Source organism: Aminobacter sp. GW821-FHT11F06, from assembly GCF_058808215.1.
This window is the reverse complement of record NZ_JBXARL010000005.1, coordinates 208,147-229,127: the sequence shown is the minus strand read 5'-3', so window position 1 is coordinate 229,127 and position 20,981 is coordinate 208,147. Positions and strand designations below refer to the sequence as shown.

Below are 20,981 nucleotides of genomic sequence, written 5' to 3'. Positions count from 1 at the left end.
GCGGAGCATGCCAAAGCGTGCTGATACAGGGAGGCAGAGATGGATGCCAGTGCCAGGCTGCGCGACCTTCCTTCAATCGATCAGCTTCTGAAATCGGAAGCAATCGTTGCGGCGGTCGAGCGGCATGGCCGGCCGGTCGTCGTCGATGTCCTGCGCAAGTGCCTGGCGGAGATCCGCAACAAGGCTCGCGATGGCCGCGGCATTCCATCCCGCGCCTTGATCGTGAAGGAGGTTCTCTCCCAACTCGAAAACAGTGGTCAGTCCACACTTCGCCCGCTGTTCAACCTGACCGGGACCGTTTTGCATACAAATCTCGGCCGCGCCTTGCTGGCCGAGACGGCCATAAAGGCAGCGACTGCCGCCATGCGCGAGGCTGTCGCCCTTGAATTCGATCTCGATAGCGGGACGCGGGGCGAACGGGACGACCATCTGCGCGCGCTCGTTTGCGAACTGACCGGGGCGGAGGATGCGACCTTCGTCAATAACAACGCCGCTGCCGTGCTTCTGGTCCTGAATAGTCTGGCACGCGGAAGAGACGCCATTGTCTCGCGCGGCGAACTTATCGAGATCGGCGGTGCGTTCCGCATGCCTGATATCATGGAGCGTTCAGGCGTTCGACTTGTCGAGGTCGGGACGACGAACCGCACGCATGCGAAGGACTACCAAGGCGCCATCGGCCCGGATACGGGCCTGATACTGAAGGTCCATACATCGAACTACCGCATCGAGGGCTTTACCAAGGAGGTCGCCACGCGCGAGCTTGCGGTGATTGCCCAGGGCGCGGGCGTTCCCCTCGTCAACGATCTCGGTTCCGGCACGCTGGCCGATCTCGCCCGCTTCGGTCTGGCGCATGAGCCGACCGTACGAGAAGCCGTCAACGAAGGCGTCGATATCGTCACCTTTTCAGGCGACAAATTGCTTGGCGGACCGCAGGCAGGGTTCATCGTCGGGCGCAAGGCCCTGATCGAGCAGATCAACCGCAATCCGATGAAGCGCGCCTTGCGCGTCGACAAGATCAGGCTCGCGGCGCTCGAAGCCACACTCAGGCTCTACCGCGATCCCGACCGCCTTGCCTTGAACCTGCCGACCATGCGCTTTCTCGCTCGTCCACAGACGGACATCGAGGCGCAGGCTCAACGCCTGGCGCCGGTGCTGGCGCGCATGTTCGAAGGCGCGTTCGATGTTTCGATTGTGGCCTGCGCCAGTCAAGTCGGATCCGGCGCACTGCCTCTCGCCACTATTCCGAGCATGGGGCTTGCCCTGACCCGGCAAGCGAGCGGGGCGCATGCGCTTGCTGAACTGGCCGCAGCCCTGAGACGCCTGCCGAAGCCCGTCGTCGGCCGGCTGGAACGCGGAGCGCTCATGCTGGATCTGCGTTGCCTTGTAAGCGAGGAAGGCTTCGTGGCCAATCTCATGAATCTTGAGATTGCGAAAGGCATTGCCGATGAGCCTTTTTAGGCGCTTTGCGCGAAGGCCCAATGAGCCCGGACCCGAACCAGAAGCGGTCATGGCCCGCGCGCATGATGCCGCGTGTGCCGGTGACTATCATACGGCGCTTTCCATCTGGGGGCCGCTGGCGCAGGCGGGGAATGCCCGGGCTCAAAACAATATAGGCGCGTGCTTTGCAGGCGGATTGGGCGTCGACCGGGACGCAGCACTCGCCTTGCGCTGGCTGACATTGTCGGCGGAAGCCGGAGACCCAGTTGGCCAGCGAAATCTCGCTTCCCTGCTGTTCAAGGGAGAAGTGGCGGAGCCCGACTTCAGTCGCGCGGCCACCTTTTACCGCATGGCTGCGGAACAGAACGACGGCGTGGCCCAGGACATGCTGAGCTGGATGCTTGCCGAGGGCGAAGTTATCGAGCGTGACCTTGATGAGTCCCGCCGATGGGCGAAGGCTGCAGCAGCAAATGGCGTCGCGACATCGATGACGCGACTGGGGATGTTCTATCACAACGCCTTGGGTGTTCCGCGCGATGCGACCGAGGCGATTTTCTGGTGGCGACGCGGTGCTTATGCCGGCGATGCCGACGGGCAGGCGATGCTTGGCGCGGCCTGTTTTCTTGGCAATGGCATCGAACGAAATCCGGTCGAGGCGCTTGCCTGGCTCACCAGGGCACGTGCGGGCGGCAGCAAACTGGCCGCGCCTTTCATCGACGCGGTGCGTGCTTGCCTCGACGCGGAAGAACTGGCGCTGGCCGAACGACGCGCCCGGACTCCACTGCCAGCGATGGCTCCGCCTTCTCCGAAGCTCCATGGAGACGCGCCATGATCATCGGCACGGCGGGGCATATAGATCACGGCAAAACATCGCTGGTTCGGGCCCTGACCGGCGTTGATACCGACCGCCTGAAGGAGGAAAAAGCGCGAGGCATATCGATCGATCTCGGCTTTGCCTATTTGCCCGTGGAGGGAGCGGATACGCTCGGCTTCGTCGACGTTCCAGGTCACGAGAAATTCGTTCATACGATGCTTGCCGGCGCGAGCGGTATCGACTTCGTCCTGTTGGTCGTCGCGGCCGACGATGGGATCATGCCACAGACCCGGGAACATCTCGCCATCATCGACCTGCTCGGCATCGAACATGGCATCGTCGCGCTGACCAAGTCCGATCTGGTGACACAAGAGCGCCTTGACGAAGTCGAAGCTACGATCCGCAACGAGATTGCCGGCTCGGCGATCGCGGACGCGAAAATACTCGCCGTCTCCGCAATCTCGCCGCAGGGGACCTCGGCGTTGCGAGACGAGATCGTCAGTGCCGCGCGCGCGTTCCGGCGTCGGCAAGCAGGCGGCAATTTCCGGCTGGCGGTGGATCGCTGCTTCACCATCCAGGGCGCCGGGACGGTGGTGACCGGAACCGTCCTTTCGGGCTCCGTGTCTGTCGCAGATCAGGTGACCGTCAGCCCCTCTGGCCTCGCCGCCCGCATCCGCACGATCCACGCGCAGGACACGCCGAGTGAAACCGGTCGCGCGGGCGATCGCTGTGCGCTCAATCTCGTTGGGCCGGATATCTCCAAAGAGGCCATCCATCGCGGCGACATGGTGCTGGATAGCAGCCTTCACGCCCCAACCGGTAGGATCGATGCAACGCTCAAGGTTCTTTCGTCCGAGCCAAAGCCAATCGGCCAATGGTTCCCTGTGCGCCTTCATCACGGATCGACGGAAGTCGGGGCTCGCATCGTCCAGCTCACTGGCGAGACGCTCGCACCGGGCAGTCGGGCATTCGTGCAACTCGTGCTGGACCAGCCGATCGCGGCGGCAGCCGGGGACAGCTATATCGTCCGTGACACATCGGCCCGGCGCACCATCGGAGGCGGCCGCTTCCTGGACCTGCGGGCGCCGGCGCGCAAGAGACGCTCCCCCGAACGGATGGCACAACTTGGAGCCCATTCCGAGACCGACCCGATATCGGCCATGGCGGCACTCCTCGCCACCTATCCGTTTTATGCCGATGTCAGCGCCTTCAGCCGTGACAGGGCCATGACGACGGCGGACGCCGCCATCCTGATGCAGCTTTTGGACATGGTGCGATTGCCGTCCGAAAGTGCCGTGCTGGCTATGTCGCCCGGGGCTTGGGAGAAATTCCGCGCCAGCCTGCTCGACCGTCTCGAAACATACCACGCAAACAATCCCGACCTTCTTGGTATCAGCATTGAAAGGCTTCGTACGCAGCTTGAGCCAAGGCTGCCGGCGCTGGCCTTTCGTTCGGCCCTTGGCATTCTCATTGAGGCAAATGCCGTGGTTCTGGATGGCGCTTGGGTGCGGCTTGCGGACCATCGGGTCAACATGACACCAGCGGACGAGCAGGTGTGGTCAAAGATTGAGCCTCTTCTTGGAGGAGCGGAGCGGTTCCGCCCACCGAGGGTTCGTGACATCGCCGAACTGCTTGCACTGCCGGAGCAGCAGGGGCGGCGTTTGCTCAAGCTCAGCGGCCGGATGGGCAAGGTGCATGAGGTCACCCATGACCGGTTCTTCCTGCGCGAAACAGTCGCGGAGATGGTCGCCATCGCCGCCGAGGTGGCTGCGGCGGAGGAAGGCGGATGGTTCAGCGCAATGGCGTTTCGCGACCGGATGGACAACGGCCGGAAGGTTGCAATCCAAATCCTTGATTTCTTCGATTATCATGGGATTACGATACGTCGCGGGGATCTGCGGCGCATCAACAAGAACCGTCTGGACCTGTTTGGCTGCGTGTCAGGTGCTTCCGTTGCGAAGCCTGTCGTTTTGGAGGAGATGCGTCCCCGGTGGGGCGTCCGGACTTCAAATCCGGGAGGGGCCGAAAGACGGTCTTTGGTGGGTTCGACTCCCACTCTCTTCCGCCGAACATGATGGGGATGATCGGGCGTTCTGAGAGTTCCAAATGACTGTTGGCGTCGAGCTGTGCTAGTACTTCGTCCTGAAGTCTTCGGTGTTTCTTTTGAGAATTAAAGTACTGCGCCGGCTAGCGGACCCGGGCGGCCCTGTCACTCTCAGCATCTCCTCCGTACGGAGTTCCTCCGATGCCGGACCCCTTGCCGACGGCCAACGTCGTTGCACCTGCCACACCCTACTGGGCGCGCTCGACCGCCGATCTCTACCACTACTTCCAGAGCAAGGAGCTGCTGTACCGGACCGCCATCGAGCACGTCTATGCCAAGCTACGTGCCAGCGAGGCCAAGCTCAATATTGCCGACAGGGAGCCGGCGGACGGAATCCGGGCTCTGACCGCCTTCACCTACGACCATATGGCGGCGAACCCTGAGCTCATCAGCATGGTAGGCGCCGAGAACCTTTTGAAGGGCGCGTTCGGGGTTCGGCGCGTAACCTCGGGGCCAGACTCGTGAGAAGCCTGCCAGTTTTTCCTGCTGCGACGCGGCCGCGCCGCGAGCGTTCTGCAACAGGCTTGCCAGGCACCCAAGGCAGCAGCGTAGATGCGCCGCAAAATGCTTACCCAAGATCCACAGCGCAGCGGAAGCCTATCTGGGGGGACCGGTTGAGGCCGGCGCCGCACTGCAACAGCTTTACCGCATAGTCCGGGGTACGCGGGCCAGATTCAACGTACCAGTCCGACGGACTGGCAAGCGGCGCGCAGCCACCCTTGATGATGTGGAACCGGCTGCGCCCATCATTGTGCTCGCTCTCGGTCAACTCCCAGACCAGTGGCTGTGTACGCTCGACCACTCCCGCGCTTGCGGCGATCTGCCACTCATCCTCGGTGGGAATACGAAAACCGGCCCAGGCAGCGTAAGCACGGGCGTCGGCGAGCTCAACACAGGTGACCGGAAGTTTTTCGCTGCCCGGCACTGGATGGTTGTCGTGGAAGTGCATGAGAAAGCGTTCCGGTCGCACCGGCCTGTAGCCTGTGGCAGCCACGAAGGCTGCATACTCGCGGTTTGTGACCTCACGCCGCATGATCGCAAAGCGGGTTTCCGGAACGGAACGAATGAGCTGCGCTGCTTGATGCAATCGCGGCGGCAGCGGCTTCCACTCGTTGATGAACGGCGCTTCACCGTAAAGGCCGGTTTCTCGCAAGCGGCAGGTAACAACAAGATCTCCCCCCGGCCACTCGACGGCCACCATACCCTCGGGAACCGACTGATGTGTTATCCTCCCCGGGCATAGGCGGAGTGCGGCGCGCTGCACAAATGCGCTCGAATAGTGTGGCAGTTCGACGTCTCGTCCGACACCGCGCGTCACCGCCGCGATCGCGCCGGAGGCAAGCCGGCCACCGATCCCGACCTTGCCCTCACCACGCGGTGTCGTCCTGAGCGCCTGGCCTGAGACAAGGTCGACAAATGCGTCCTGTTCGCCCCCATCGACGATCAGCCAGTCGCCATCATGGTCAGGACCCCGGTTGACAACACTCCACAAGGCCTGCCCCGCTTCGACCCATCGCGACGCGAAAATTGCCGGGGCGTCGGGCGCTTGGTCAGCCAGCGGTGTCCAGTCCTCGGATACGAACCATTTCGCATGGCTTTGATAGAGGCGTCGCATGGCGCGCAGGGTGTTTTGATCCCGCGGGTTCCAGCCGACCCAGACGCCGAACACCACCTCCCATACCAACACACCGGTGCCGTTCAGCCAGGCGGAATGGAGCTCGTCAAGATGATCGCGGTTCCAGCGGCGCACGTGATGAAGCTCGTGGCCACGCTCAAGCCACTTGCTGCGCAACACGCCCGGCACTTTGCTGTCGGCAAACCATTGCGCCCAGGACATGGATTGATCAGTGACCTTGGCCAGGGGCACCTTCGATTCACCCTCAAGGGTCAATGTCGGGTCAACCTTGTCGAGAGCGGATCGTAAAGCGCTGCTCGCCTCTCTGCTGCTGTCGAGGAAGACACCATCGACAGCGAGCTTGTTTACAAGCCCCATCACCATATCGATCGCTTCGGCACCGCTTCCGGTTTCCCAGGGATAGTAGCTGAGATAGACGCGCACGCCGCGTGCCTGGAACGCCGCCACCACCGCTGGCAATTCCGGCACGTCTTCGAAGAAGGCGAAGTGGTTGCGATCGTCAATGCCAAGCACGGGGTAGGCATTCCACAGAGTGACGCCGTCGAAACCACCAAAATCACGTTCCGCCGTATCAAGGTAGCGATCAACAGTGAACTGTCCGGTTTGATGGTCGTAAAGCAGCTCATCCCAGAGCCAGGCAAGGTTCATGATGCGTGCGGTACGACTTGGGGCTTCATAGCGACGCGGATCGTAGTCAACCTTGTTGCGGGCCTCGGTACGCCAGCGGATCAGCGCCGCGCGCCAGCTGGGCCAGTCAGCCGGATCATCGGGCGCCGCGAAGATCTTGGCTTCATCGAGCGCCGACAATTCTGCATCAGGCGACAGTGGCACCGTTGTCGGCAGATCAATCGGACGTGGAACATAGGGATTGAAATTCTGGGCCGGCATCAATGGGTTCTCGGTGGTCGGCGGGCAGTCTAGGCCACTCGGATCCAAAATCACAACGCCTCGACAGCCAATGTCGGCCAACCGAAATCTGGATGAAGCCGGTTTCCCGGCTGCCGATGCTAGGGCGTCGAAGTAAAGCCTCCAGGCAATTGCGATCCATCGACCTCGCCAAGCACCGTTGACGCTGTTGCCCAGGCATCAGCCCCATGCAATCGGTGGCAAGGATGATGATAATCAGGTGCGCCGCTTGTGTGCGGCAGAAACGCGGCGACGGCTGTCCAGAGATGATATAGCGAGCTGCCGGGAATTGTCTGCGCTGTCGGGCGGCCTTCGAGGTCGAAGCAATCTCTCCATGTGCCGACGGGCGTTTCTGCCAGGTAACTTTCGAACAGCGCATTGGCGACCTCTTCTGCGGTCTCGCGGCTCGCATTGTCGACCGAGAGATTGGCCTTGAGGAATTCGGCTTGTGGCCACAGTCGACGCTGATTGGTCAACCGCGCCCCCGTTGGATCGATTTCGTCCACCAGGAACGGCCAGTGGCTGGTCTTTCCACGCAGGGCGTTGGCAAACAGCTTGCGCTTTTCTTGGGAAAGGTCGCGGCCTGAGAGGCTTTCATAGCGCGCAAGCAGCCATATCCATTCACTCATGTGGCCTGGGGAGAGTCGGTCCGAACCAAAGTCGCTGGAAAGCTCCCAGCAGGGACCGAAAAACTCACGCAACAGGCCGGAGTTTTCATCAAAGAACCGGGCTTGAAACAACAGATACAACTCGCCCGCGCGTGCCGCGTGGCGACAATCAGGCAAAGCTTCCCATAATGCGAGAAATGCTTCGAACAGATGCATGTGAGGGTTTTGGCGGCGCGGAAGGGTGCCGATGTCATCTTCCGCGTAGCCGCTGAACTGGCCGCTGAGCGTCGTATCGAGAACCTCGATGAGCTCGGCTACGGCATTGCGGTAGCAAGGTTTGCCTGTCGCCTTTGAAAGCGCGGCCAATGCCAGCAATACACAAGCGTGGTCGTAGAGATCACGCCGAAAATCGACGATCGACCCCAAATGAATATCGATTGCTGACGCGTAGCCACGTGGATTGTCGTCGGACCAGGCGATCTTTCTTAGATTTTCGAATGCCGTCTCCGCTTTTGCCAGCGCGCCGTTGGGAGCAACGCCCAATGAGTGGGCGTGTGCAAAGACATAGATCTGGCGAGCAGCGGTGCGAACCCGAACGATGCCTGACTTGTCAGGCGTCCCGTCGAGTTCCAGGCCCTCGACGAATTGTTGGGACCGCGCGTCAAACGCCGTTTTAAGCCACCGAGGCAAAACGGTATTGATAAAGTATGATTTCAGGCGAACCAGCCCCATGCCTTGCACATCCCCTCGCTCACTGTGCTGCGGCCCCCCGGAGGGCCCAGGCGATGCATGGCGATACGCTTCAGCGGAATGCTGGAGACGTTTTTGCCTGTGCGTCGCGCTGATTTGGCCGGCCTCGCCAGCGCATGCTCTCTCGGGTGCCTTGCGCCTAGGGCCATAAACTTGCATGGAATGTACGCGTGTGCAATGTACGCGCGTACATTAATTTCACGGCTCCGAGGGCGATGTCGCGAGCGCCCGCACGGCCGCGGTTGCCTCCCTCTTGCTAAAGAGGATGGGGTTGCTGGTTGAATGCAGGCTGCGTTGGGTGGTTACGACCAATCCTGATTGTCGGGACGGTTCATGGATATGTTGTCCACGAGGGGCCGACTGATTGACATTCGACGTTCACAATCCCTAAGGGTGTAGTACTGTCAGGCCATGGATGCCCCAATGAAAAGGAAGCCGTCAGGCGCTGGCGGCCGCAAAGATTCCTCTCAAGCCTTTGTCACCGCTCAAGATGTGGCTGACTTGGCGGGGGTGTCACGTGCGGCGGTGTCACGCACCTTTACCTATGGGGCCAGCGTTTCGAAGGAGACGCGCCAGCGCGTCATTCGTGCGGCGGAAGCGCTCGGCTATAGGGTCAATCGACTTGCGCAAACCCTCAGCGGGGGGCATTCCAACCTGGTCGGCATCGTGGTTGCAAACATGGGCAGCCCTCACATGTCCCAGCAGCTGGACCAGCTCAGCGGCGCCCTTCTTCGTCGCGGCATGCAGTGCCTGCTTCTCAACGCCTCGGCCATAACAGGCGACATCTCCAAACTCATTGAACTCATACTGGAATTCCGCGTGCGCGCGGTCGTGATCCTGTCAGGCACGCCCCCGGAATCGATCATCGAAGAGTGTATGAGCAACAACGTCAGGATGGTGCTGGTCGACCGCAGTCATCATGACGACGTCGACAACATCGTGAGCGATGATGCGGAAGGTGCTCGCCTCGCTGCCGACCGGCTGATCGCAGCCGGCTGCACGCAAGTCGCTGTCGTGAGCGCACGCAGGACCTCAAGCCAGTTCCGGCGCCGGACAGAATTCATTGCCCACATGCAAAAGGCAGGAATCAAGACGATTCCGTGGGCCATGGAGGAGCCTAGCTACGACGCGGGAAAACGTGCCGGGTTCGAGCTGCTTGAAAATGGCAATATCGATGGTGTGTTCTGCGTGACGGACCTGCTGGCGATAGGAATGCTTGATGCGGCACGAGCCCTCTCCAAGCGCGTCCCCGAAGACGTTAGCGTCATCGGCTTTGATGATATCCCCCAGGCCAATTGGCATGCATATCAGCTGACCACCATCCGCCGTAAGCAGAACGCCATCGCCGAAGCGATTCTCGAAGCGATCGAGCGCGACGATGCCTCCGGAGCGCCGCTCCATTGCTCGATTCCAGTGGAACTGGTCGAGCGCAGCACCACAAGGACCCCTTCCGACCTGGATTGAAGTTGCAGTCTTTAGCCGAGTTTTTGCTTTGAAAGTGCAACCGCGTACATCATGTGAAGTGCCATTTTTAGAAAAACCGTTCTCCAAATGTCGATTTCATTGAAGAAATCACTTCAATCCCGCTAAATTTTGAATTTTTTGAGCGGAGTCGGAAATCCAAAGCGTTGCTGATTGACACTTTTTGCAATCGCGTACATTGTTTTCCCACTGAAGGCGGTGAGGGGACATTTACGCGGTCGCTGCCATTCATAAGCAGGTAAGGGGGAACATGCTCGACCAGCAAGCAATGAGACATGAGAGTGCTGGCCGCGGGATGTCGGCGCTGGTCGCGTTACGTTTCTGGTTTTCCAGGGTTTCTGTGGAGCGCTGGCTCAGCATTGCGCTGACTCTTGCCCTTGTCGCCCTGATCGTCGTTCCACTTATTGAGCTGATACGAGAGACGCTGACGGTTCAGCCGTACGATCGGGCTTATCTGCCAGGGGCGAAAGTCGGGGACTTTACATTTTTCCACTATGAACGCGTGTTCAATAGTCCGGTGTCGGCGGCCCTCTTTTTTAGGCCATTTCTGAACTCGCTGATAACGGCATTCGCAGCGACTGGCCTCTGCCTTGCGCTCGGCGGGACGCTGGCGTGGCTTGTCGTGCGCACCGACATTCCGTTCCGCAGCGCGCTGCATACGATCGTGATGATCCCTTACATGCTGCCGTCCTGGGTGATGGCGCTGGGGTGGCTGATTTTCTTCAAGAACGAGCGCATCGGTGGCTCGCCTGGCGTCTTCGCATATCTGACCGGCGTTCAGCCCCCGGACTGGCTGGCCTATGGCGCCGTCCCGATCGTGATCTGCCTTTCGCTTCACTACTACGTCTACGCCTATCTTACGGTTTCGACCTCGATCGCAAACGTCGATAACCAGCTCGAAGAGGCTGGGGCCATGGCGGGTCTGTCGCGCCGCAAGCAGCTGCTCATGATCACGATGCCGCTGCTTCTGCCGGCGATCGGCTCGGCGGTGGTGATGACCTTCATCCGCGTCGTGGGTTCGTTCGGCACGCCGGCGGTTCTTGGCATGCCTGTGCGCTTTTACGTCCTGCCGACGCAGATTTATGCCGCGATCGGCATGCGCAACACAGGCGATGGCTTCCTGCTGGCCCTCATCCTTGTCCTGCTTGCGGGCCTGTTCATCTACATCAACCAGCGAATGATCGGCGTGCGCAAGAGTTTCGTCACGCTGACGGGCAAGGGTTTCCGCGCCCGCACGACGCCGCTTGGCGTGTGGCGATGGCCCGCCTTGCTCCTTATTGGGTTTTTGCTTTTGGCTGCGGTGGTCTTTCCGCTCGGTTTGCTCGTGCTGCAATCCCTGATCAAGCAGGTTGGCAACTACGACCTCTCAAACCTCACGCTTTATTATTGGATTGGCGGGAACTCCGAAGGCATGGCGATCAACCAGCCCTCGCTCGTCGACAACGCCGATATCCTTGCGTCCACCTGGAACAGTCTGCGCCTGTCGTTTCTCGCGGCACTTTGCGCAGGGTTCTTTGGCATGCTGATCAGCTATGTCGTGGTTCGTACACGGGGATCCTTCAGCTCAAGGGCGCTGGAGACAATCTCCTTCATGCCGTACATCTTTCCGGCCCTGGCCTTTGGCGCGATCTACATCGGCCTGTTCGCACGGCCCATTGGTCCGTTGCCGGCATTGTACGGGACCTTCGCGCTTCTCGTGCTGATCTGCACGGTAAAGATGCTGCCGGTCATCACCCGCACCAGCATCTCGACCCTGCTGCAGCTCGACAAGTCCCTGGAAGAAGCGGCCCAGGTACAAGGCATCGGCTGGGCCAAACGGATGATCCGCATCGTCGTTCCGATCATTGCCGGCGGCCTGTTCTCCGGCATGTTGCTCACCTTCGTAAGCATCATGCGCGAACTGTCACTTATCATCCTGCTCGTGACCCCCTCGACGAACGTGCTCGCGGGCGCGATCTACAATTATCAGATCGGTGGGCTCGAACAGCTGGTCGGCGTTGCCTCCACCTTGCTCGTCGTTCTCGTCATCGCAATCAATTTCATCGCCCGTGCCATCGCACGCAAGGCAAAGATCGTTGTGATCTGATCCGGCGAAAAAACCAATATTCAACGCCAAAACAGGGAGATTTGGCATGTTTGCGAAAGTAAGGCATCTGACATTGCTGGTGGGCATCGGTCTGGCGCCCGCCATGGCGACCGGCGCCTGGGCCCAGAGTTCTCCGGAATTCGAGGCTTGGCTGAAGACTGCCAAACTCGGCGCCCATCAGGGCGAAGAGAACTGGGACGAGGTCGTAGCCGCGGCGAAGAAGGAAGGGGCGGTGACCGTCTATTCTTCCGCAACGACGATGACTGCGGCCGGTGAGGATTTCGCCAAGGCTTATCCCGAGATCAAGGTTCAGGTATTTCCGCTCGGGTCCGAAAAGACCATCGAAAAGGTGCTGAGCGAGCATCAGGCCGGCATTTACGCCGTCGATGTCGTCTACTCCGGTGGCACGCAGCAAATGGTGTATGACCTGCTGCCGAACCAGAATATCGTCAATTACGTTCCAAGCTATCTGAAGGATCGTATCGACGAGCGATATCGCGAACCGCTTCTGACTCAAAACATCGAAGCCTTCGCGATCACCTACAATGGCGAAGCGAACGCCACCCCGCCTATCAAGAACATCTGGGAGCTCACGGAACCCAAATGGAAGGGGCGCTTCATCATGAAGGCGCCGATTGGGTCGGCGACAACGACGACGGCACTGGCTGCGTTTGTCGAGCACGCCGACGATCTGGCGAAGGCCTATGAGGCCTATGCCGGCAAGAAGATCGAATTGTCTGAAGGCGTTGAAAATGCTGGATACGAGTTTCTGCATCGTATCCTGGCCAACGATGTCGTGATCCAGTCAAACAGCGGGAAGCTTGCCGAGGCATCGGGCAAGGCCGGCCAGAAGACGCCGCCGATCACGCTGGCACCCATGGCCTATCTCACCCGCAACGAAACTGATGGCTACGTCAATGTCCCGGCCTACGATCTGGTGCCATCAGGCATTGTCACATACCCGAATTTTGTCGCTGTCGGCGGGCAGGCTCCGCACCCGAACGCCGCCAAGCTCTTCATCGCTTACATGATGGGTTCGAAGGACCTCAGCAAGGACGCGCAACTGAAGCCGCCGTTCCGTGAAGGGGATTCGGGCAAACTGCTCCAGGGCATGGGCCCCTTCTTCCGGATCGGAACCTTCTCGCCACGCAACGACGTGCCTATGCCGCCGAATGCCGAAAACTGGCCACAGGCGACGAAATGGCAGGCAACGCCGGAGTTCGTTCGCGACAATGTGGCGAAGCTGAACGACTTCTGGCTCTCGCGCGCCAACTAAGATGAACCGGCCCAACCTGGGGGAACCTCGATGAGCGAGATTGTGTTGAGGTCTATCACCAAGACCTATGGTGGTCATTTGGCCATACCTGGCCTTGACCTGGACATCGCGAAGGGCAGCTTCGTGACATTGCTGGGTCCCTCGGGTTGCGGCAAGACGACAACGCTGCGCATCGTGGCGGGGCTGGAGCATGCCTCAGCGGGCACACTCTCGCTCAGCGGGCGCTGCGTCTACTCAAGCGCGGGAGGCATTTTTGTGCCTCCCGAAAAGCGCGGACTGGGGTTCATTTTCCAAAGCTACGCTTTGTGGCCGAACATGAAGGTGGCCCGCAACATCACCTTGGCGCTGACCGAAGCGCGCATGCCAGCAAGCGAAGTGCGAAACCGGCTCGAGGATGCCCTGGCCAAGGTGCAGTTGAAGGGCTTGGAGGACCGCTATCCCTCCGAGCTCTCAGGCGGACAGCAACAGCGTGTCGCGGTTGCGAGACTGATTGCGGCGCGCAATTCGATCCTCTTGATGGATGAGCCGTTGTCGAACCTCGACGCGAAGCTGCGTACGGAGATGCGCAAGGAATTGAAGAAGCTGCATGCCGATCTCGGCGCAACAACGATCTATGTCACCCACGACCAGGTCGAAGCCCTGACCATGTCAGACGTGATCGTCGTCATGAAGGATGGCGTGATCGCGCAGCAGGGAACTCCGCATGAGCTCTATCATGCGCCGGCCAATCTGTTCGTGGCGGAGTTCATCGGTGATCCCAAGATCAACATTCTTCCCGGTCACGTCGGTGGCGACGCGCAGGGACCGCGAGCGATGTTTGCCGATTTCAGCATGCCTATCGCGGACGGTTTTGACGTCGATGGCCCGGTGACGTTTGCAATCAGGCCGGAACACGTCGAGATCCACTCAAAGCCGGTCACCGGCGCGGTCGCAGCGGTGGTGGATATCGTGCAGCCGATGGGATCACAGACAATCGTGTCCCTAACTGTCAAGGGACATCCCGTCACGGCCCTGATCCCGAAATTCGCGCAAGGTCTCGGCCAGGAAGAGGTGTGGGTGAGCTTCAATCCGGAGCACATCCTGGTCTTCGACAAGGCTCAAAGCCTGTGCAAGCGGGCAAAGCCGGCTGCGCTGCAAGAATACAGGCGCCAAGCCGGCGGCTAGTCTCACGCGCCGCTACCGACGCTGCCGCACAGGCGGCCAATGCAGGCCGCGGCAAAGTCAGCGGCCGCCGCCCAACAACGGGAACATCCTATGATCGTCACCATCGAAGATGCCAAAGCCGTCGTGCAAATCATGCGCGAGGTGGCGATAACCGAGATCATGCCGTGCTGGCGCAACCTGTCGCCAGGGGCTGTTCGGTTCAAGACGTCGATCCATGACATTGTGACGGATGCGGACGAGGCGGCTGAAGCGGCCATCACGGCAAAGCTGCGCGCGCGTTTCCCCGACGCCACGGTTATCGGCGAGGAAGCGACAGCTGCCAATCCGGCATTGCTCGATCGTCTGGCGGAAGCCGAGTTTGCGTTTATCGTGGATCCCATCGACGGAACCAAAAACTTCTCGGCTGGATTGCCGCTATTCGGCGTCATCATCGCGGTGGCCACGAAGGGCGAAGTGATCGCTGGGTTCATCCTGGACCCTGTCGGCAACGACGTCGCCATTGCGTTGCGCGGGGAGGGCGCCTGGATCGAAATGCCGGATGGCAGGCAAAATGACCTTCACGTGGCGGCGACGGCCCCCCTGTACGACATGACTGGCTGCGTTGCGTGGAACCAACTCGTTGAACCGGTCAAGACAACGGTGCTGACCAATCTCGCCAAGGTGCGGGCAGCGCCGAGCTATCGCAGTGGCGCGCACGAGTACCGGATGATCGCGGCCGGGCATTACCATTTCCTGCTGCAAGGCAAGATCATGCCGTGGGACCACGCCGCCGGCTGGCTGATCCACCGTGAAGCAGGTGGATTTGCCGCGCGTTTCGATGGTTCGCCCTACAATGCGGCAACGCATAGTGGCGGAATTCTTTGCGCGCCCAGTGAAGACAGCTGGCACATGCTCCGCGATGCGTTGTTCGACGTCGCTGCAGGTGGCCCTGTCCCTTCTGCGAGTGTTGATCGGCACAGCGCCTTTAGCCCGCAAAGATGAAACGGCCCCATTGATGCAGCCAAAGGACGACCTGCGTCAGTTCACGTCGGCCAAGCGAGATGCCCGCATGGGCCAGCAACTCAGACAACAACCCCAGATGCCGAAGGACTATAGTGGCGACAATGAATTTCCCTGCCTTGACCGTTTGTGGAATTGAAGAACTCCCCGCCCAAAGCGGCCGTGACGTGACGCATGTCCTTTCGATTCTTGACCCAGATCACCCGGAGATTGGCGCTTTTGACGTGTATCCGGCGCATTACCGCACAACGCTGCGCTTTCATGACATCATCGCTCCAGAGCCAGGCAAGCTCATGCCGCAACCCGAACATGTCAGCGAAATCATCCGTTTCGGGGAGCGCCTGAAGTTGCAAACAGCCGATGCTGCGAGCGGACATTTCCTGGTGCACTGCCACAAGGGCATCTCCCGCTCGACAGCGGCTATGCTCACATTGATGGCGACAGGTAATCCGCAAGAGGATTCTGAAAGCCTGTTTGCGCGGCTGTCCGAGATCCGCCCGCAGGCGTGGCCAAGCTCATTGATGGTTCGTTTTGCCGATGAACAGCTTGATCGTGGCGGCAGTCTCGTCGCAGCTCTACGCCGTCATTATGGGCGACAGATTGCGGCAAGGCCTCACTATGTCGACTTCATGACCGGCATTGGTCGCCGAGCCGAAGTCGACATGGCTGAAGTGGTGGCCTGAGCAAGAATCTGCAGGCGTGCATGCCAAGATAGGGCTTTCCGCGTTCGAGGGGGCTGACCAACGCTGCCCGCTTTGCTGTAGCCCTGCAAGGCAGACGCCGAGCGGCTGGCTGAGCTTTGACAACTGCATCCTCCAACGTGATAAGAGGCCAGCGAGAGCTACGCGGGTATAAGCGCTAGATGAAAAGTAGCCTGGGCTCAGGACAGCCAACACCGCGTATCGTGTAATTTTTATCGAGCTGCGGTCGAACCTCTTATGTTCCGTGGCTGGAGAGCGCCGTATGGCATTTCGATTTATACATACGGCCGATATTCACCTCGACTCGCCGCTCCGTTCGCTTGCGATGCGAAACCCCGATCTTGCCGAACGCGTCGGAGACGCCAGTCGCCAGGCTTTTGTCTCCATCGTGGATCTCTGCCTTGCGGAGGGTGTCGACGCCCTCGTCATTGCCGGCGATCTTTATGATGGCGACCAGACTTCGATGAAAACGGCGCGGTTCTTGGCATCGCAGATGACACGCCTCCACCAGGCCGGCATCAGGGTTTTCAAGATCCGCGGAAATCACGACGCCATGTCGCGGATATCGAAACAGCTCGTGTTTCCGGACACGGTAACGATCTTCGGCGGTCGTCCGCAGCCCGTGCTCCAGACTGCGGGCGGGCTCGACGTCATGTTCCACGGATTGAGTTTCGCGAGTCCCAAGGCACCGGAAAGTCTGCTCGCCAAATATTCCGCTGCCCGCGAAGGAATGGTCAATGTGGGCATCATGCACACCAGCCTGGCCGGTTCGCCCGGTCATGACGTCTACGCTCCGTGCAGCGTCGCTGACTTGCATAGCCATGGTTTTGATTGCTGGGCGCTCGGGCACATCCACGTCCGGAAAGTCCATCCTGGAGCAAGCACAGTGGTGATGCCAGGAATGCCGCAAGGCAGGGACATCAACGAGGCCGGAGAAAAATCAGTCACCCTTGTAACGATACGCGACGACCGTTCCATCGAGATCGAGGAAAGGCCAACGAGTGTCGCGCAATTCGAGCGGGTGAACGTCGACTTAACCGGGACGATGGAGTGGTCTGAAGTCATCGGACGAATCCGATCCGCGCTCGAGGATATCCGGGCTTCGGTCAGATCCCGGCAAGTTGTGGTCCGTCTCGGCCTGACCGGCGCTTCGCCTTTGTCATGGGCACTAATCCGCGACAGGGACCTGCTCCTGGCGGAAGCCGAGCAGGTCGCGGAACAGGCAGGCGACACATGGGTGGAAAAGCTCGAGCTGGGCCTCTCTCCGCCCAGGACGGAAGCATTCGAAGACGTCGCCGATCCGATTTTCGAACTCGCTGAATCCATGCGCGCCAATGCCAGCTCGGAAGCCTTCCGCGCCGAAGCGAGGGCATTGGTCCTGAAAACGATTGCGGATCTTCCGCCCGAGGGGCGCGACTTCGCCGGAAAGGATGAAGCCGCTTTGGAATTGTTCCTCGACAGGGTTCTTGCCAGCAGTGCTGACCTGGTCACGGCCCGCCTCAAGGCAGGTGGATCGCAATGAGGCTCCGGCGCCTTGATCTCATTCGTTATGGAAAGTTCACCGACAGGACGATCGAGTTCGGACCAAGACCGGATTCTGGGCCTGACTTGCACATCGTGTTCGGGCTGAACGAGGCCGGCAAGTCGACAGCGCTTTCCGGCTATCTGGACTTGCTGTTCGGCATCGAAGAACGCAGCCGCTACAATTTCCTTCATGAATATAGCGCGATGCGCGTCGGCGGCGTGCTCGAATTCGCGGGAGAGGAGCACACGTTCTCGCGCACGAAACAACGGAACAACTCGTTGTTGAACGCAATGGGCCAACCGGTGAGCGAAGTGGCGATAACGGCACATCTCGCAGGCCTGTCCCGGGACGCATACGGCACCATGTTCTCGTTGGACGACGAGACGCTGGAAGCAGGCGGAAAATCGATACTGGAGTCGCGTGGCGACCTGGGCAAGCTCCTGTTCACGGCCAGCGCCGGTCTTGGCCAGGCGAGTGACACATTGAGCGCGCTCGATGCGGAAGCGGACGGGCTCTATCGGAGACAGGCACACGGAACCGAACTTGCGCTTCTCAAGAAGCGACTTGCGGAACTGAAATCCGGGAAGGATGCAATCGACACATTGGCTTCGACGTTCGAGACCCTTGAGGCCGAACGTCTTGACGCGACGGAAAAATACGAGGGCACCATCGCCGAACGGTCGGTGCTGTCGGCTCGACTCGATACCATTGCAAAGTACCTCCGCGCAGTCCCGATCCTCGCGGATATCCGACGCAAGACAGCCCGGCTGGCTGAATTGCCCGACATCGCTTCACCGCCACGGACTTGGACAGGCAGCGTCGCTGAAATGATCGATGACGACGCCAGCCTGAGAACGCGGCTGTCAGCGAACGTCGACGAGGTCGCGCGCGTGACCATGAAAATCGCGTCGGTCGAGATGGACGACATCATCCTTGCGATCTCCGAGCGGGTTCGTGGGCTGGCGGATCGCAAGGTGCGATATATCTCGGCTGGCTTGGACCTGCCCAGTCGCCGGACGGACCTGCAAATACTCAATATCGCCGTGGGGACTTGCCTTGCCGCTCTGGGGAGGTCCGCCGAGCCAGAGCCCGCAGCACTGCTTTTGCCTGCCGCTGTTGTCGGTGCCGTTCGCAATATGGTCGAACAGCGATCCGGAATCGCCACCAGCGTGCGCGTCGCCCGCGACGAAGCCGCAGCCGCCCTCGATGCGCTTCAGACGGCGCGAGATCGGGTCGGCGAAGAAAGGGCGGTCCCCGAACCTGCCAGGGCAAGGCTGACCTCGGCCTTGTCGAAAGCCAGGGCGAGTGGGCACATACGGGAAATCAAGACAGCGCGAGAGGCGGAGGACGAGAGCGAAATTCGATGGCAGGCAGCGATCCGCCGCCTGCATCCCTGGTCGGGAGATGCTCAAGCGCTGGCCAATATTTTGGTTCCTGGCGCCGGGCAGGTTGGTGCATGGAAAAGTCGCTCGGCAGAGCTCAAGACAAACAGGGAGGTCCTTTCCGAACGTCTTGGCGAATATCAGGGCAATCACGAGCTGCTCTCGGCGCGGCTGGACGCCCTTCGTGCTTCGGTGGACGTAACTGACGATGAAGCCGCCACAGCCATTCGGCGTGCCCGGGATGAGGCTTGGGCAAGGCATCGCCATGACCTCAAGGGTGAAACAGCTGACGATTTTGCGGTAGTGCTGGCTCGCGACGATAATGTTGGAGCGGTTCGTCTGGCCAATGCGCGGGAGCTCGCCGAGATCCGAACGACGATCCGCAGCCTCGCTGAAACCGCGGCCGTTATCTCGCGGGCGCGCGACCAGCTTTCACAGATCGACCTGGACGGGGCAGCCGTGCTTTCGGAAATCCGCGTGGCGGCAAGGGATCTGCTCGGCGAACGCCTGGAAACATCGCCTGAGCGTCTGATCGAACTGATCGAGGACCGCATTTCTGCCCGAACCGATGCGCTCGCAGCCTGGGAGGAGATCGAGGTCGCACGTAATAAGGCTGGGCGGGCGACCGACGAGGGAGACCGGATACGTCTGGAGTTGAGCGGGGCGCTGGAGAGCGTCGGCATAAGGTCGGATTCCGCCGAGAGCTTGGAGACGATCATGGTCGTCACAGAGCTGTTCCTCGACAGGCAGGTCAAAGTGGACGCTGAACGCGCCGAGGCGATCAAAACAGTCAGCGCGAATGAGGAATATCTGGCAGCCAGACGACGGGCTGTGGACGTGGCGGAAAGGCGTGAGGACGAATGGCTGGCCGGCGTTGCCGAAGCGCTTGAGGGCACCTGGCTCGCGAATGGGCTTTCGGCGCCCAGTGTCGGGAACGTACTTGATCAACTGGCTGAACTGTCCAAAACCGTCCAGGATCGGGATGCGATGCAGCTCCGCATCGGCAAGATGGAGGCAGACAGAGACAGTTTCATTGCCGAGGTTACCGCTGTTGCAGCCGAGGCGGGTGACCCGGCGGACGACGATGAGCCGGAACAGTTGGCGATCCGGCTTGCAGAACGTCTGGAACGCGCCGACCGCACGCGCGAAGCGAAGGCAAACCTCGTCAATGACCTGCAGCGTCTGCAAGATGCTCGTGACGTCCTCGATGTCGAAATCGCGGCGCATGAGCGCCGCAAGAACGAGGTCCTGGGCGTCTTTGGCGTAACCACTCTATCCGAGGTCGTGGAACGCGACGAGCTGCTGCGCGACAGGGATCGTCTGCGCACTGCCGTGGCCGAACTTGAGGAGCAGCTGTCGGCCGAACTTGCGGTGGAAGGGATCGTGCAGGCACGCTCGATACTGGATGATCTCGATTTCGATCGCCTCGCAATCGAGAAGGCTGAAAGCGAGCAACGGCTTCGGGGTATCGACGAAACAATCCAGCAACAGCTTATCCGGCAGACGCGAGCGGCCGACAAGTTGGACGCCATTGGCGGCGACAGCGCTGTTGCCCGAATAGATGCCGAACGTCGCACAGTGCTTCTGGAAATCGAAGAAAAGGCTGTCCGCTATATCGAGCTGAAACTGGGCGTTATGTCCGCTGGAAATGCTCTGCGCGTATACCGAGAGCGTCATCGCTCCGCGATGATGGCGCGGGCATCCGACGCTTTCGCGCTCATCACGCGCGGTCAGTACTCGGGTCTGGCAACCCAACCTGTGAAAGGCGGCGAAGTCCTGATCGCATTGCAGCGCGACGGCCAATCCAAGGTCGCCGACGCCTTGTCAAAGGGCGCGCGTTTTCAGCTCTACCTAGCCCTGAGGCTTGCCGGCTATTACGAGTTTGCCCAGATTCGACCCTCGGTGCCATTCATTGCCGACGACATCATGGAAACCTTCGACCATGTCCGGTCCGAAGAGGTTTTCAGGTTGTTTGGAGAGATGGCGAGCGCGGGGCAGGTGATCTACCTGACCCATCACCAGCACCTATGCGAGATCGCCAAAACCGTTGTACCGGGCGTAATGATCCACGAGCTCGGATAATTGTGCGTGTTCCATCCATTGAAATGAGA

General features: G+C 60.3%; 13 protein-coding genes, 1 tRNA gene and 1 pseudogene. 13 read left to right on the top strand and 2 right to left on the bottom strand.

Annotated features, from left to right (window positions below):
• Positions 1-39: 39 nt before the first annotated feature.
• The 5 genes and pseudogenes from selA to AC1RTB_RS14640 all read left to right on the top strand — a co-directional run bounded on the left by selA (position 40) and on the right by AC1RTB_RS14640 (position 4,820).
• Complete coding sequence (selA, locus tag AC1RTB_RS14660) at positions 40-1,458, top strand: L-seryl-tRNA(Sec) selenium transferase (protein ID WP_492881261.1); 1,419 nt, start codon at positions 40-42, stop codon at positions 1,456-1,458.
• A complete protein-coding gene (locus AC1RTB_RS14655; protein ID WP_492881262.1) occupies positions 1,445-2,269 on the top strand; it encodes a tetratricopeptide repeat protein in 825 nt (274 codons plus the stop codon). Before selA ends, AC1RTB_RS14655 begins: the two co-directional genes overlap by 14 nt.
• A pseudogene (gene selB, locus AC1RTB_RS14650) lies at positions 2,266-4,095 on the top strand (selenocysteine-specific translation elongation factor); the annotation flags it as partial. The gene AC1RTB_RS14655 and the pseudogene selB, both read left to right, overlap by 4 nt.
• Positions 4,096-4,223: 128 nt before the next feature.
• Positions 4,224-4,316: transfer RNA gene (locus tag AC1RTB_RS14645), tRNA-Sec, on the top strand.
• 180 nt (positions 4,317-4,496) lie between these two features.
• Complete coding sequence (locus AC1RTB_RS14640) at positions 4,497-4,820, top strand: TetR/AcrR family transcriptional regulator (protein WP_492881263.1); 324 nt, start codon at positions 4,497-4,499, stop codon at positions 4,818-4,820.
• A 103-nt stretch (positions 4,821-4,923) separates the two neighbouring features.
• Here the strand turns inward: AC1RTB_RS14640 and AC1RTB_RS14635 are convergent, their stop codons facing one another.
• Both AC1RTB_RS14635 and AC1RTB_RS14630 read right to left on the bottom strand, forming a co-directional pair.
• Positions 4,924-6,879: an SUMF1/EgtB/PvdO family nonheme iron enzyme gene (locus AC1RTB_RS14635; protein WP_492881264.1), complete on the bottom strand. Its 1,956-nt coding sequence runs from the start codon at positions 6,877-6,879 to the stop codon at positions 4,924-4,926.
• A 119-nt stretch (positions 6,880-6,998) separates the two neighbouring features.
• A complete protein-coding gene (locus tag AC1RTB_RS14630) occupies positions 6,999-8,237 on the bottom strand; it encodes an AGE family epimerase/isomerase (RefSeq protein ID WP_492881265.1) in 1,239 nt (412 codons plus the stop codon).
• Between the two features lie 441 nt (positions 8,238-8,678).
• Between AC1RTB_RS14630 and AC1RTB_RS14625 the strand changes: the two genes are divergently transcribed.
• From AC1RTB_RS14625 to AC1RTB_RS14590, 8 genes are all read left to right on the top strand, one after another.
• Positions 8,679-9,719, top strand: coding sequence for a LacI family DNA-binding transcriptional regulator (locus tag AC1RTB_RS14625; protein ID WP_492881266.1), 1,041 nt, complete (start codon positions 8,679-8,681; stop codon positions 9,717-9,719).
• A 268-nt stretch (positions 9,720-9,987) separates the two neighbouring features.
• The gene (locus AC1RTB_RS14620; RefSeq protein ID WP_492881267.1) at positions 9,988-11,823 is read left to right on the top strand and encodes an ABC transporter permease; all 1,836 of its coding nucleotides are present in this window, start codon (positions 9,988-9,990) and stop codon (positions 11,821-11,823) included.
• Positions 11,824-11,869: 46 nt separating this feature from the next.
• Positions 11,870-13,099, top strand: coding sequence for an ABC transporter substrate-binding protein (locus AC1RTB_RS14615; RefSeq protein ID WP_492881268.1), 1,230 nt, complete (start codon positions 11,870-11,872; stop codon positions 13,097-13,099).
• Between the two features lie 30 nt (positions 13,100-13,129).
• On the top strand, positions 13,130-14,263 hold the full coding sequence (locus AC1RTB_RS14610) for an ABC transporter ATP-binding protein (RefSeq protein ID WP_492881269.1): 1,134 nt from the start codon (positions 13,130-13,132) through the stop codon (positions 14,261-14,263).
• A 90-nt stretch (positions 14,264-14,353) separates the two neighbouring features.
• Complete coding sequence (locus tag AC1RTB_RS14605; protein WP_492881270.1) at positions 14,354-15,244, top strand: inositol monophosphatase family protein; 891 nt, start codon at positions 14,354-14,356, stop codon at positions 15,242-15,244.
• Positions 15,245-15,366: 122 nt separating this feature from the next.
• Positions 15,367-15,945 (top strand): tyrosine phosphatase family protein, encoded by a 579-nt coding sequence (locus AC1RTB_RS14600; protein WP_492881271.1) that lies wholly within the window; start codon positions 15,367-15,369, stop codon positions 15,943-15,945.
• A 280-nt stretch (positions 15,946-16,225) separates the two neighbouring features.
• Positions 16,226-17,485, top strand: a complete 1,260-nt coding sequence (locus AC1RTB_RS14595; protein ID WP_492881272.1) for a metallophosphoesterase family protein — start codon at positions 16,226-16,228, stop codon at positions 17,483-17,485.
• A complete protein-coding gene (locus AC1RTB_RS14590) occupies positions 17,482-20,952 on the top strand; it encodes an ATP-binding protein (protein WP_492881273.1) in 3,471 nt (1,156 codons plus the stop codon). The genes AC1RTB_RS14595 and AC1RTB_RS14590 overlap by 4 nt, the downstream gene beginning before the upstream one ends.
• Positions 20,953-20,981 lie beyond the last annotated feature (29 nt).